Source organism: Micromonospora rifamycinica (assembly GCF_900090265.1).
Lineage (GTDB): Bacteria > Actinomycetota > Actinomycetes > Mycobacteriales > Micromonosporaceae > Micromonospora > Micromonospora rifamycinica.
The window spans coordinates 3,680,260-3,693,354 of the sequence record NZ_LT607752.1; the positions used below are offsets into that span (position 1 = coordinate 3,680,260).

Below are 13,095 nucleotides of genomic sequence, written 5' to 3' on the forward strand. Positions count from 1 at the left end.
AGTCGATCGTGATCGAGCAACGCGCCGTCCGCCGGTTCGCCCCCACCCGGGCCGGGATCATCAACCTGTGGGACTACCGGGACGAGGAGTTCAGCTTCGTCGACGGGTGGCTGGTGCTGCGCGGACCCAACGGATCCGGCAAGACCAAGGCGCTGGAGGTGCTGTTCCCGTTCGTCCTCGACGGGCGGATCGAACCGCGCCGGCTCAATCCGTTCGCCAGCGAGGACCGGACGATGAAGTCGAACCTGCTCTACCGGGGGCAGGAGGTCACCCACGCGTACGTGTGGATGGAGTTCGGCGACGGCGAGCGGTACGTGACCGTCGGCATCGGGTTGCGGGCGCACCGGCACGTCGACCGGGTCACCCGCTGGCACTTCGTGGTCGACGGGCGGGTCGGGGTGGACTTCTCCCTGCTGGACGCCGACGACCGGCCGCTGACCCGCCGCGACCTGATCGACCAGCTGGGCACCGAGGCGGTGCGGGACTCGGCGGAGGACTACCGTCAGCTCGTCGACGCCCGGCTGTTCGGGCTCGGCCCGGCCCGCTACGAGCAACTGCTGGACCTGGTGCTGACCCTGCGCAAGCCGCAGCTGGCCAAGGACCTCAACCCGGTCGAGCTGTCCCGCACGCTGCAACGGGGGCTGCGCCCGGTCGAGGACCACCTGCTGGTGGAGGCTGCCCGCTCGTTCGACGACATGGAGGCGGTCGCCCGTACCCTCGAAGGACTGGTGGCGGCGGACGTGGCGACGGCCGCGTTCCTGACGGTCTACTCGACCTATCTGCGCACCCACGCGCGGGCGGCCGCCGACGCTCTGACCGCCCGCCGCGACGCGGTCGCCACCCGGTCGACCGCACTCGGCGACGCCCACCACACGGCCGACGCGGCGGCGAAGGCGGAGTCCACGGCGGACGAGCGACTGCGGGCTGTCGAGGGCGAGCCCGGACGGCTCCGCGCCCACCTGGACAGTCTGAAAGCCTCGGCGGCCTACCAGTCCCACGAGCAGCTCGCCGACCTGCAACGGCACGTGCACGACCTGGCCGAGGCGGCCGGCCGGGCCGACGAGGCCGTCGTCGCCGAGGAGAGCGCGGCGGCGCGGCGGCGTGCCGAGTCAGAACGGGCGACGGTCGCGGCTCGGGACGCGCGGACGGCCGCTGACCGGCTCGCCGCCGATCTCCTGCTCGACGCCGGGGCGGCCGGGATCACCTGGAGCGCCGACGACGCCGCCCCGGACGACCTGGCGGCCCGGATCACCGCGCGGGTCGCCGCCCGCCGCGACGACCTGCGCGCCGTCCGCGCGCAGGTGGCGCGGCACGACCAGGCCGACCGGGACCACGCCCGGGCCGCCGCCGACGTGGCCGGCGCCACGGCCGCCGCCGCCGACGCCGAGCAGGCCGAGCGGCACGCCGAGGACGCCGTCGCGGAGGCCCGCGCCCGGCTGCGCGCCCAGCTCGAGCAGTGGGCGCAGGGCAACGCCGGGCTGCTGGCCGACATCGCGCGCCCGGACCTGGCTGCCGGGCTGGTTGCCGCCGTCAACACCACCGGCGAGCCGGGTGCGCGGACCCTGCGCGAGGTGTACGCCGACGCCACGGCCACCGCGGTGGCCCATCGGCGGGACCGGCTCGCGGCGCTGGCGGCGCAGCGCACGGCGCTGGCCGACAGGCGGGCCGAGGTGGCCGCCGAACGGGACCGGATCGCCGCCGAGCACGACGACGCGCCACCCGCCCCGGTGACCCGGCCCGCGCCACGCACCGGCCGTTCCGGCGCACCGCTGTGGCGGCTGGTCCGTTTCGCCGACGGGGTGACCGGCGCGGACGCGGCGGCCGTCGAGGCGGCGCTGCACGCGGCCGGGCTGCTGGACGCCTGGCTGCACCCCGACCCCGGGACGGCGACGACCGCGCTGGCCCGCGACGACCTCGACGGTTACCTGCTGCCGCTGCCGCCGCACCGGCGGCCTGCCGGGGCCACTCTCGCCGACGTGCTGGCCCCCGAGGAACAGGACGACGTGCCCGCCGCGCGGATCATTGAGGTGCTCGCCTCGGTGGCGCTGGCCGACGTGACCACGCCCGACGCCTCGCCGGTCACCATCGGCGTGGACGGCCGGTACGCCCAGGGCATCACCGCCGGCCGGTTCGCCAAGACCTCCTGCGAGTACATCGGCGCGACCGCCCGGGCCACCCGCCGCGCCGCCCGGGTCGCCGAGTGCGAGCGGCTGCTGGCCGTCATCGACGCCGACCTCGGCGCGGTGGACCGCGACCGGGCGTCCGTCGAGGCGCTGCTGGCGGCGGTGGATGCGGCCGCCGCGCAACTCCCGGCCCCCGCGCCGGTCCACACCGCGCTGCGCGAGCTGGACCGGGCCGCCGCGACGCTGCGCGCCCGGCAGGAGGCCAGCGCGGCCGCCGCCGCCCGCCTCGACCAGGCCCTGGCCGAGCGTGCCGCAGCAGCGGCCGCGCTGCGCCGGAGCGCGGCCGAGCGGTCGCTGCCGGTCGACCGGCTCGACGACACCGCCGAAGCGGTGGGCCGCTTCGAGAAGCGAGGGGTACGTCTGGAGGGCGGGCGGACGGCCGCCGCGCGTGCCGCCGAGCAGGAGGACCAGGCCCGGCAGCGGCACGACGAGGCAGTCGACCGGCTCACCGCCGCGGCGGAGACCGCACGCACGGCCCGGACCCGGCACCAGGAGAAGGCGGAGGCGTACCGGACGTTGCGCGACAGCGTGGGCGCCGACGCGGAACGGGTGCTGGCCGACGTGGCCCGAACCGCCGACGCGATCATCGAGGCGGAGCAGGCCGTCGAGCAGGCTCGCACCTCACTCGGTGCCGCCCGGGAGCGGCGGGTCGCCGCGCTGACCCGGGTGGAGCTGGGTGAGCAGGCCCTGGTTGCCGCCGTTGCCGAGGCGCAGCACGATGCCCAACGGCTGCGCCCGTACGCCCAGCCGGATCTGCTGGGCCTGCTGCGCTGCCCCACCGACCTGCGCTGGCCGGCGCAGACCCCGGACGACGCACTGCATCCGCAGGTGGCAGCCCTGCACGAGGCGATCCTCACCGCCACCCGGGAGCTGAGCCCCACCGAGACATCGCTGAAGCAGAGCGCCACGCGGCTCACCAGCGCACTGACCGACCTGCAGGCGCAACTTCCCGCCGCCGGCCTCGACCACCGGCCCGAGTGGGACACCGACGACGGGGTGATCGTGGTCCGGGTCGCCGACGAGCAGGGCCTCACCCCCGTCGCCCACTTCGCCGACCGGATCGCCCGCGAGCGCCGCGACCAGGAGCAACTGCTCACCGACTCCGAGCAGCGGGTGCTGGAGGACGCCCTGCTCGGGCAACTCGCCCGACAGATCCACCACCGGACCATCGAGGCCCGCGACCTGGTGGCGGCGATGGACAGCCAGATGCGCGCCCGGCGCATGTCGTCGGGGCTCACCGTCGGCGTCGGCTGGCGGCTCGCCGACGACCTCGACGCCGAGCAACGCGACGTGTGCAAGCTCCTTGAACGCGACCCGGCCCGGCTCGGGCCGGCCCAGCTCACCACCATGCGCCGGCACTTCGCCGCCCGGATCAAGACAGCGCGGGCCGCCGCGCCCGAACGGCCCTACCGGGAACTGCTCGGCGACGTCCTCGACTACCGGCAGTGGCGGACGTTCGCGTTCACCCTGCACCGGCCCGGCGGCGGCACGGAGGCGCTGACCCGGGCCCGACACAGCCAGCTCTCCGGCGGCGAACAGTCGGTCTCCCTGCACCTGCCGCTGTTCGCCGCCGCCAACGCGCTGTTCGGCTCGGCGCGGCCCGACGCGCCCCGGCTGCTCGGCCTCGACGAGGCGTTCGCCGGCGTGGACGACACCGGCCGGGGTGAGCTGATGGCGCTGGCGAAACAGTTCGACCTGGACCTGTTCATGACCGGCTACGACCTCTGGGCCACCCACCCGGCGGTCAGCGGCGCCGCCCACTACGACCTGTCGCACTCCGCCGTGGAACACGCCGTGTCCACCGTGCTGCTGGTCTGGGACGGCTCGACCAACATCGCCGACTTCGACGGAACCCTGGCCCGTGCGCTCGGTTCCCCGGAGACCCGCCGCGCCCCCGGTGGTCAGGGCGAGCCCGACCGGACCGGCGTCCTGCTCGACCTCACCGACGAATGACCGACGCGCACGGCGCGCGGCTCCCGGACCGCTCCGCCGCACATCCGTCGCTCGTGCCGACCGGGCGGCACCGGCCGGACGGTCCGGCGGATCTCGTGGATCAGCCCGGCTGGCGGCGGTTGCTGGCGGCCGCCCGGCGCAGCCTGGAGCGCACCGGTGGCCGGCTCGACACCACCGTGACGCTTTCCGCCCCCACCGACGACGAACGTCTCGTGGTCATCGGCATCACCGGCACCCACCGCTCCGCCGCGGCGGCCCGCCTCAGCGTCCGCCTCGGCGACGTGGACGAGCACCTACGCGCCGCGCACGGAGTCGGCCTGGTCGAGGTGCTGGCCGCGATAGCCCCGCTGCGCAACCGACCGTCCGACCTCAAACGCGAGGCGGTGGCCCGCGACGCCGTCCTCGCTCTGGCCAACGACAGCCGACATGCCCACACCGCGTGGTACGCCGAATGGCTCGACGGCCTGCGCCGCGACGGCACCCTGACCCGCGTCGTCCGCACCGGACTGCCGTTCGGGGACGTGGTCCGCGTCCTGGACGCGCTGCCCGCAGCCGACGAGCCGATACCGGTCTTCGCCGACCGGGTGCTGGAGGACACGAAGGCCCTCACCGACGGGCCGCTACGCGGGCTCGTCCTCCGTGCCGTCGCCACCTGGCAGCGGGCGGCGCTCCCGGTCGACGGTGAGCGGGAACGGGCGTTGTGGGAATCGGTCGGTCTGGTCCCGGACGACCTCGCCAGCCAGGTGCTGGTGCTCAACGTGCCGGCCACCGGCGGCCTGCTCGGGCGGTGGCTCACCGAGGCCGCGCAGGCCGGCGTGCCGATCCGGGTCACCCTGCACCAACTGCGCCTGGCACCGCTGACGCTGAACTGTGACCAGGTCTACGTCTGCGAAAACCCTGCCGTGCTGCGCGCGGCCACCACCGCGCTCGGAGCCCATGCCCCACCGCTGATCTGCACCGAAGGGGTGCCCTCGGTCGCCGTCCACACGCTGTTGTGGGCCGCTCAGGGGGCGGTGATCCGATGGCGCAACGACTTCGACTGGACCGGCGTACGACTGACTGCGGCGGCTCTCCAGCGGTATCCGGGCGCGGTCCCGTGGCGGATGGCTGCGGCTGACTACCTGCCGGCGGCGGGGACCGGCACAGCACTGCTCGGCACGCCCACTCGGACGCCCTGGGACGAGTCGCTGAGCGAGTCGATGCGGCGTGCCGGCCGAGCGGTGATGGAGGAACGGCTGCTCGACCGGCTCATCGCCGACCTACGGGCGGCCGGAGCCAGATAGCGGCAGGCCGGTGTTGCTCGGTGGATGCCGCAGGTCGAACGTCGTGGGCCCTCGTACCCAACATGGGCGTCGCCGCAAATCGAACGAGTGCCTCCTCGCAGATCGAATATGGCAGCAAGCCAAGCGTGCTGGGCCTAGCTTGGTAGGCTAACGGCCATGGGCCGGTTCTCCGAGGATGAGCTGCAGGCGGTTGTCTCCCGGTACGAGGCGACGCGGGCGCAGGCGTTGACCGAGCGGGACGAGCAGTTGCGGGCGTTTCACGCGGCTGGCTGGCGGCCGGTGGATCTGCAGCGGGTCACCGGATACAGCCGAGAGACCATCCGTCAGGCGCTCCGACCAGAAGTCCGACGGGCGACCAACATCAGCCGACGCAGGACGGCACCCCAGCCGCCGGCGGACTACCGGCCCTACGGTGACCGGAAGCCCTACGTCGTGGCCGAAACCCTGGCCGCGCTGCATGGCCCGACCGACGGCACGGTTACGCTTCCGCGTCACCTCGACTGGTCCGGGCACGCCGAGTACGACCTCGATCGGCCCGCACGCCTGGCCAGCATGTACAAGGTGGTACTCACCGAAGCCAGCACCGTCGAGGACCTGAACACCTGGCTCGACGCCGACCTCCTCCGGCGGCACTGGCCCACCCTCTGGCTGCCACCTGTGCTCCGGCAGCGCTGGGAGGAAACCTTCCCCGAACTCGCCGCCACCCGCAGCGACGCGGCATAGCGGCGGACCCCTTCCACGAACGCCTCGCCCGCACCGGGCTCGCGGCGGCCGATCGATACGGCTTCGCGCTGGCCGGCGGCTACGCGGTCCAGGCCGCCGGGCTCGTCGAGCGGCCCAGCGAGGACATCGACCTGTTCACCGCCTGGGACCGCCGCAACGAGTTCGCCGCCGCAGTCGTACACGCCTACCGAGTCGACAGCCTGACCGTCGAGACCGAGCGGCAGTACGACACCTTCGCCCGCCTGGCCGTCACCGACGGTGCGCGGGTGTCCAAGGTCGAACTCGGCGTGGACTGGCGGGCCAACGAACCGATCCTCATGGCGATCGGACCCGTCCTCCACCCCGACGACGCAGTAGCGAACAAGATGAGCGCCCTCTACGGACGGGCGTTCGCCCGGGACTTCATCGACATCGACGCCACCCTCCGCTCCGGCCGCTACACCCGCGAAGCCCTTCTCACCCTGGCCCAGCGCGCCGACCGTGGCTTCGAACGGCGCATCTTCGCCGACGCCCTCGGACAAGCCACCCAGCTCGACCCCGACGACTTCGCCCAGTACGGCGTCACCGGCCCAGCGCTGGACGATCTCCGAAGCCGATTCGCGGAGTGGCGCCGCGAACTGCTCGACGAGGAACGATGACTCGGCCCCGACCCACTCGTTCCTGGCCGTACGCTTCACCGTCGCCGGCTGGATCCGCCCGCACTTCCGCACGCCGGTCACCCGCGTCGAGGCCTTCGTACCGGGAACGGGCGACCTCACCGACGGCACGGCCAACACCCGGGACATGATCCTCGACCAGGGGTTCGTCGACGCCGACGGCCGCCACGTCACCGGCCTCGGCGCCGTGATCATGGAGGCGAAGTCCCGGGAGGGGGCGGCGACCCCACCGTCTACCTCCACGACCACGGCGTCCAACGCTGGACCGTCTCTACCAACCCGTCGAACGCTACTGGACCTTCCAGACCATCGAGACCGTCACGTTCGTCGCGCTGGCCATGCTGTTGCTCGCACTGGTCTTCTGCCGGAGTTGCCGCGCGTGCTCGACCTGATCACCGACGCCGCCGCCCTGACCAGGAACCACCGGAGGGAGGTGGTCGCCGGCGATCGGCTAACCCGCCCGGAGGGTGAGCAGGGTGATCTCGCTCGGCGCGAAGATCCGGAACGGTGGACCCCAGAAACCGGTCCCCCGACTCGTGTAGAGCTGGGTCCGGCCGTGCCGGCTGAGGCCCTGCACGACCGGCTGGTCGAGCCGGACCAGGTAGTGGAACGGCCACATCTGGCCGCCGTGGGTGTGCCCGGACAGTTGCAGGTCCACGCCGGCCGCGACCGCCTCGCCGATCTGCTTCGGCTGGTGCGCCAGCAGCAGCACGGGCAACTGCGGGTCGGTGCCGGCGAGCGCCGCCGCGTGGTCGGCCCGGTGACCGGCGACGCCGGACGAGGCGGCGGTCACGTCGTCCACCCCCGCGACGACGAGCCGTGCGCCGTCCCGCTCCACCACGAGGTGCCGGTTGTGCAGCGGCTCCCAGCCGAGGGTCCGCATGTGGTCGACCCAGCCCTGCGCCTGGCCGTAGTACTCGTGGTTGCCCGTCACGTACACCCGGGCCAGCCGGGCCTGCACCAGGCCCAGCGGCGCGGCCTGCGCCCGGCGCTGGTCGACAGTGCCGTCGGCGATGTCGCCGGTGTGGCAGACGATGTCGGGGGCCAGGCCGTTGACCACCTCGATGGTGCGGGCGGACCAGCGGACCCGGTCGATCGGGCCGTAGTGGGTGTCGGTCAGCAGCGCCACCCGGACCCCGTCGAGACCGGCACCCAGCCGGTCGAGGGTGACGTCCACCCGCCGGACCCGGGGCACCCGCATCGCCTCGGCGTACCCCCAGACGGCCAGGACGACCGAGACGGCCACCACGCCGACCGCCACCACCCGGGACCGCACCGGGTCGGCGACCCCGGCGGCGGCCAGCGGGAGCCGGGCCACGTTGCCGAGCAGCGCCCAGACGAAGAGGATCCAGACCAGGCCGAGGAGGGTGTCCCCCGCGCGGGCCGCCGCGTCCAGCCGACGGCGGCCGTGCCCGAGCGACATCAGCACGGGGAACGCGACCACCGCGACGACGCAGACCGCCGTGCCGGCGGCCACCACCGGCGTCGGCCAGCGCGCCGCCACCGTCAGCGTCCACCAGGGCAGCCCGAACAGCAACGCCAGGACCGCGATCAGCGTCGCCCCGGACACCAGCGGTCGCAGCAGCCCTCGCGCCGGCCGGACCTGTACGGCATCGCCAGCAGCCATCGCCGTCCTCCCGTCGGGTCCGTGCAGCATGACACGATCCGGGCCGGATCGACCACGCCCCGGAAGCCGGGACGGATCCGCCCGTAGGTGACCGACCCGCGACCGGGGGCGCCCCGGCTCGGGTACGGTCGGCGGATGGCGTACGACGCCCTGGCCGAGAGCCTGCGCCTGATCACCTCGGGAATGCCGGACGGCCCGGTGCGGCTGAGTCGACGCCGTCGCTTCGCGCCGGTCGCGGTCGACGTGGACGGCGACGTCGCCGCCACCCGGTTCCTCCGCCGGGGCGTCGGATGTCACTGGGACGAGACGCACCTCCTGACCGTCGACGACCGCGGCGTCTGGCGAATGCTCGGCGGCGGCGGGGCGTCGGACGAGGACCCCACCGCGGAGGAGTTCGGGCGGGCCCGCGACGGCCTCGGGCCGTACCAGGTGCTGCCGGGTGGGACCGCCGGCGTGGTGCGCGACGGCGGCTCCCCGCCGTCCCGGGTGACGCGATGGGTGCGCGGGTCGGCGGTGCTCGTCGGCCGGGGGATCGCCGAACTGCGGGTCGACGGCCGTCGCCTGCCCGCTCCTCACCACGGTCACCTGATCGTGGTCTGGGGCTCTGACCGGCCGCCGACGGTCACCGCACACGACGGCACCGGGCGCACGGTCGCCGCCGCCACGGTGTCTCCCCCGGGTTGACCGGCAGGACACCGCGACACCATGATCGCGCCGCGGTCGGACCGCAGCCTCACCCGGCGCGTACGTGCAGGTCGAAACCGCTGCGGCCGGGTGCCTCCAGGCCCTCCCTCAACCGCAGTGACGGGATCTCGTAGTCACCGGAGTTCTGCCGCCGGAACGCGATGGGCGGGGTCGTCTCCAGTGTCAGCAGTCGTTCCTGCCACCTCTTCGCGACGTCGGCGAACTCGTCACCGGAGATCCGGTCGGCGCGGTACAGCACGAACGGCGGCAGCACCTCCAGCCCCGGGTAGTAGAGGATGCCGTGGTGGATCGGGAACAGCAGGTCCTCGATCGGACCGTTGATCCCGCGATCCGTGTACTGCGACTCCGGGCCGCCGATGGTCACCGAGAGGACCGCCCGCCGCCCGAGCAGTGTCCCCTCCCCGAAACGCTCGCCGTAGCGGGTCTCGTCGTGCACGCCCACGCCGTAGGCGAAGTGGAACGAGAACACCCGGTCCACCCAGCCCTTGAGGATGGCCGGCATGGTGTACCACCAGAGCGGGAACTGGAAGATCACCGTGTCGGCCCAGAGCAGCTTCTCCTGCTCGGCCCGCACCTCGGGGGTGAGCGCGCCGGCGTCGTACGCCCGGCCCGAACTCGGGGTCACCCGCAGCGGGCTCGTGGCGTACCCGCCGAAGTCGGCCGCGTCCACCACGGCCTTCCAGTTCATCGCGTACAGGTCGCTCACCCGCACCTCGTGACCGGCGGCCTGGAGCGTCGACACCGCGAGATCCTTCAGCGAGCCGTTCAGCGAACGCGGCTCCGGATGGGCGTAGACGATGAGCGTCTTCATGGCTGTCCCTTCGACGACGTGTGTCGCCACCCATGCTCGACGGCCGGGACCGCGCCGTTCAGGGACGCCGGTTCCGTCGGACGGGACTTCCTGGTAACGGCAGGACCACCCGCACCCGTGTCGCCGGAGCGATACTGGAGGCCATGGACGATCTCGCGGGCTTCCTGCGTACCCGGCGCTCCCGGGTCGACCCGTCCGTCGCCGGCATCCCGACCGACAACCGGCGCCGCGTCGAGGGGCTGCGTCGCGAAGAGGTCGCCCACCTGTCCGGGGTCAGCGTCGACTACTACGTACGCCTGGAGCAGGGCCGCGCCACCCAACCCTCGGAACAGGTCCTCGACGCGCTCGCCCGTGTCCTCGGACTCGACGAGACCGAACGCGGTCACCTGTACCGGCTGGCCCGGCAGCGCCGCCGTCGCACCAGGGCACCCACCGGTCGCCTGCGGGCGGAGCTGCTCCGGGTACTCGACCTGATCGTCGACGCCCCCGCCCTGATCATGGACCACCGGATGGACGTGGTCGCCGGCAACCGCCTCGCCGGGCTCCTCTACGGCCGCGACACGACCGGCCTGAACACCGCCCGGCACATCTTCCTCGAAGAGGATGTGCGGGGCCTCTACGCGCAGTGGGAGACGTGCACCCTCGACGTGGTCGGGCACCTTCGCCTGGCCGCCGGAAAGCACCCCGACGATCCCCGCCTGGCCTCGCTCATCGGCGAACTGTCGATGGGCAGCGAGCGCTTCCGCCGCCTCTGGGCCCGGGCGGACGTGCGCGCCCGCGCACACGGACCCAAGGCCTTCCGGCATCCGCTGGTCGGGCTGCTGGAACTGCACCAGGAGAACTTCGCCCTGCCGGACGGGTCGGGCAGGGAACTGATCGTCCTGTCGGCGCCGCCGGGGAGCCCCGCCGAAGACGGGCTGCGCCTGTTGGCATCCCTCGACAACGACGGGAACGCTCCGGGCAAGGGACTGCGGGTCACGAACTCGTCGTGAGCCCTGCGCCCGTCTGCCGCCGGGTACGCCCCGCTGGGCACGAGTCGGTCGAGGTGAATGCGGCCCGCAGGCGGATCAGGCGGTTGAACAGGAATATCTGCACGCCTGGCAAGAACCGTCGGGCTACCATCCGCGTCGTGCTCGTTCACGTTGCCGAGGACTTCGGTATCCATCTGACTGCCGTGGAGGTCATCAACGGCGGGGTGGATCGGGCAGCGCAGAACTTCCTGGGCCGCACGGAAACAACCGCGTATGCGATCAAGTGGTCCGCCGGTGGCAGCGCCGCCGGGCTCGTGGTGCCGAGCGCGTTAGCCGACCGGAAAGTGCGAGCGGTGTCTGCGCCGGTCCGCACACGAGACGGTCGCCTCTACTCCGAGCGCGACGGGCGTCGGCTGTCGGTGACCCCGTGGGTCGGTGACCGCAACGGCCTCGACGGCGGCCTGGACGAAGCCCAGTGTCGCGAGTTCGGTGCGCTGCTCGCCGCGACGCACTCCCTCCCGGTCACGCCGGAGCTGGCGGCCGTTCTGCCCGTCGCCGGCCACCACCAGGATCTGGCTGCGGTCCGGGCGACCGAAGCGTTGCTTCACGCCTCGCCACCGCCCGATGTGATCGCGGCGGAGGCCAGGAGCATCTGGGCAGACCACGCGGAGCTCATCGCGGCGGTGGTCGACCGGGTGGGGTCACTGGCGTCGGCGGTGAAGCCGTCGACCGTGTGCCACACCGATCCGCACCTGGGCAACGTCCTGGCGGCACCCGGCCGGATGTGGCTCGTCGACTGGGACGACGCCGCCCTGTCCACACCCGAACACGACCTGATGTTCGTCCTCGGCGGCGCGTACGGCGACGAGCACATCGGCGATCGGGAACGAGAGTGGTTTTTCGAGGGGTACGGGCCGGTGACGGTGCGCCCGCGTCACCTGGCGTACTGGCGCGCAAGCCGTGGTCTGGCCGACATCGCCTTCCTCGCAGGGGAGGCTTTCACACCGGGCGAATACGGCGACACCTGGCGGGCGAGGGCGGTCCGGCTTCTCGCCGCGAACCTGGGACCAGACGGTCTCATAGCGCGGGCGATGACCTGATACGCGTGACGAGTCACCGCTTCGCTGCTGCGAGTTCGGCGGCGTTGTCGAAGGCGGATGCCGCCCTTTCGGACTGGCCTTCCGTCAGCGTGACGGACCGGGCGCGGGCCAGCATCTCGGCCGCGGTTTCCGGATCGTGCAGCACCATGGCCAGTTCGGCGCGGTAGACGAGGACCTCCACCTGCTCGACCGGGTCGTCGTCGGCGTGCGGGCGGGCCAGGGCGCTGTCGAGGATCCGAACGGCCTGTCCGACGGCTCCCCGGGAGTCGGCCTGCACCACGGCATTCGCCAGGGCCTTGGCCAGCCGGCCTTCCGGCGCGGTGGCCGGCGCGGGCGCGCTGGTGGCGTGCCGGAAGACCCGGATCCAGTTGCCGCCCGGGTCGATGACGCTGAATCCGCCCACCCCGTCGGCGTTCTTCCGCGCCCTGGGCCGGGTCATCCGCGGCGTTCCGGAGACCAGCACCTTGCCGTACGCGGCGCGCATACCGGCGGCGAACGCCCGGTGCAGTCCCTCGATGTCTCCGGTCAGCACCAGGCAGGAACCGTAGGACTGCTCCGGGTCGAACCCGGGGATCTCGAAGAACTGCAGTTGCAGGTCTTCCCGCCGCACCCCCACACACGGGTTGGGCCGGCGCTGCTTGTACGTGGTGTGGAAACCGAGAACTCCGTAGAAGCTCTCGATGTCGTCGATGGACGCGCACGGCAACAGGGGAACGGTCACCTCGTTGGTCATTCCTCCTTCCTAGGCGTCACAGGGCCGCCATCGCACACGGAAACAGCCGATCGTCGACTTCGGACATCCGATCGGCTGATGGCCCGGAACGCATCCGACCGGCCGCGCCATGGGCCGGACGGCGGGACGCGGGTGGCTCGACGTGGCGCCATTCCCGCGTGACGGATCATCTTGTCCTGGTCGAGGGGTTGCCCGACCCGGGCTGTTCACCGGCAGAGCATCGACTCACGGTCTCAGAATCTCCACGTACCGTGACCAGTGATGGTAAGTGATGGATAAGTGACGGTGAGTCGCCGGGAAGTTCGCGGTGAAGGACAACCACCAGTATTTACCGGGCCGCACCGACCTAC

At 72.8% G+C, this 13,095-nt stretch carries 11 protein-coding genes; 7 read left to right on the plus strand and 4 right to left on the minus strand.

The features are described 5' to 3' along the window. The first annotated feature begins 8 nt into the window (after positions 1 to 8). The 4 genes from GA0070623_RS15060 (at position 9) to GA0070623_RS15075 (ending at position 6,780) form a co-directional block, all read left to right on the plus strand. Positions 9 to 4,136 (plus strand): TIGR02680 family protein, encoded by a 4,128-nt coding sequence (locus GA0070623_RS15060; protein ID WP_089004066.1) that lies wholly within the window; start codon positions 9 to 11, stop codon positions 4,134 to 4,136. Between the two features lie 95 nt (positions 4,137 to 4,231). Further along, positions 4,232 to 5,419 carry a TIGR02679 family protein gene (locus GA0070623_RS15065; protein WP_231932364.1) on the plus strand — a complete coding sequence of 396 codons (1,188 nt, stop codon included), beginning with the start codon at positions 4,232 to 4,234 and terminating at the stop codon, positions 5,417 to 5,419. A 156-nt stretch (positions 5,420 to 5,575) separates the two neighbouring features. Further along, positions 5,576 to 6,142 (plus strand): hypothetical protein, encoded by a 567-nt coding sequence (locus tag GA0070623_RS15070; RefSeq protein WP_067313835.1) that lies wholly within the window; start codon positions 5,576 to 5,578, stop codon positions 6,140 to 6,142. Continuing rightward, complete coding sequence (locus GA0070623_RS15075; protein WP_067313832.1) at positions 6,139 to 6,780, plus strand: nucleotidyl transferase AbiEii/AbiGii toxin family protein; 642 nt, start codon at positions 6,139 to 6,141, stop codon at positions 6,778 to 6,780. The genes GA0070623_RS15070 and GA0070623_RS15075 overlap by 4 nt, the downstream gene beginning before the upstream one ends. A 307-nt stretch (positions 6,781 to 7,087) precedes the next feature. Here the strand turns inward: GA0070623_RS15075 and GA0070623_RS31405 are convergent, their stop codons facing one another. Both GA0070623_RS31405 and GA0070623_RS15080 read right to left on the minus strand, forming a co-directional pair. Next, positions 7,088 to 7,222 (minus strand): hypothetical protein, encoded by a 135-nt coding sequence (locus tag GA0070623_RS31405; protein ID WP_269458959.1) that lies wholly within the window; start codon positions 7,220 to 7,222, stop codon positions 7,088 to 7,090. Positions 7,223 to 7,249: 27 nt separating this feature from the next. Beyond that, positions 7,250 to 8,425: a metallophosphoesterase gene (locus tag GA0070623_RS15080; RefSeq protein WP_067313846.1), complete on the minus strand. Its 1,176-nt coding sequence runs from the start codon at positions 8,423 to 8,425 to the stop codon at positions 7,250 to 7,252. A 135-nt stretch (positions 8,426 to 8,560) separates the two neighbouring features. Here GA0070623_RS15080 and GA0070623_RS15085 point away from each other — a divergent pair, with 135 nt between their 5' ends. Then, positions 8,561 to 9,109, plus strand: a complete 549-nt coding sequence (locus GA0070623_RS15085) for a hypothetical protein (RefSeq protein WP_157517631.1) — start codon at positions 8,561 to 8,563, stop codon at positions 9,107 to 9,109. A gap of 49 nt (positions 9,110 to 9,158) precedes the next feature. Here GA0070623_RS15085 and GA0070623_RS15090 read toward each other — a convergent pair whose 3' ends face one another. Further along, complete coding sequence (locus tag GA0070623_RS15090; protein WP_067313827.1) at positions 9,159 to 9,941, minus strand: NAD(P)H-dependent oxidoreductase; 783 nt, start codon at positions 9,939 to 9,941, stop codon at positions 9,159 to 9,161. Positions 9,942 to 10,084: 143 nt separating this feature from the next. Here GA0070623_RS15090 and GA0070623_RS15095 point away from each other — a divergent pair, with 143 nt between their 5' ends. Next, entirely contained in the window at positions 10,085 to 10,933 is an 849-nt protein-coding gene (locus GA0070623_RS15095) for a helix-turn-helix transcriptional regulator (protein WP_067313825.1), read from the plus strand. Positions 10,934 to 11,070: 137 nt separating this feature from the next. Next, positions 11,071 to 12,012 carry a phosphotransferase enzyme family protein gene (locus tag GA0070623_RS15100; RefSeq protein ID WP_067313822.1) on the plus strand — a complete coding sequence of 314 codons (942 nt, stop codon included), beginning with the start codon at positions 11,071 to 11,073 and terminating at the stop codon, positions 12,010 to 12,012. A 13-nt stretch (positions 12,013 to 12,025) separates the two neighbouring features. Here the strand turns inward: GA0070623_RS15100 and GA0070623_RS15105 are convergent, their stop codons facing one another. Then, positions 12,026 to 12,745, minus strand: a complete 720-nt coding sequence (locus GA0070623_RS15105) for a VOC family protein (protein WP_067313821.1) — start codon at positions 12,743 to 12,745, stop codon at positions 12,026 to 12,028. Positions 12,746 to 13,095 lie beyond the last annotated feature (350 nt).

Bases quoted from the DNA above. Each gene is read 5' to 3' on its own strand.
- GA0070623_RS15090 (WP_067313827.1), bottom strand. From the start codon at position 9,941: ATGAAGACGCTCATCGTCTACGCCCATCCGGAGCCGCGTTCGCTGAAC.
- GA0070623_RS15095 (WP_067313825.1), top strand. From the start codon at position 10,085: ATGGACGATCTCGCGGGCTTCCTGCGTACCCGGCGCTCCCGGGTCGAC.
- GA0070623_RS15070 (WP_067313835.1), top strand. From the start codon at position 5,576: ATGGGCCGGTTCTCCGAGGATGAGCTGCAGGCGGTTGTCTCCCGGTAC.
- GA0070623_RS15105 (WP_067313821.1), bottom strand. From the start codon at position 12,745: ATGACCAACGAGGTGACCGTTCCCCTGTTGCCGTGCGCGTCCATCGAC.
- GA0070623_RS15085 (WP_157517631.1), top strand. From the start codon at position 8,561: ATGGCGTACGACGCCCTGGCCGAGAGCCTGCGCCTGATCACCTCGGGA.
- GA0070623_RS15080 (WP_067313846.1), bottom strand. From the start codon at position 8,425: ATGGCTGCTGGCGATGCCGTACAGGTCCGGCCGGCGCGAGGGCTGCTG.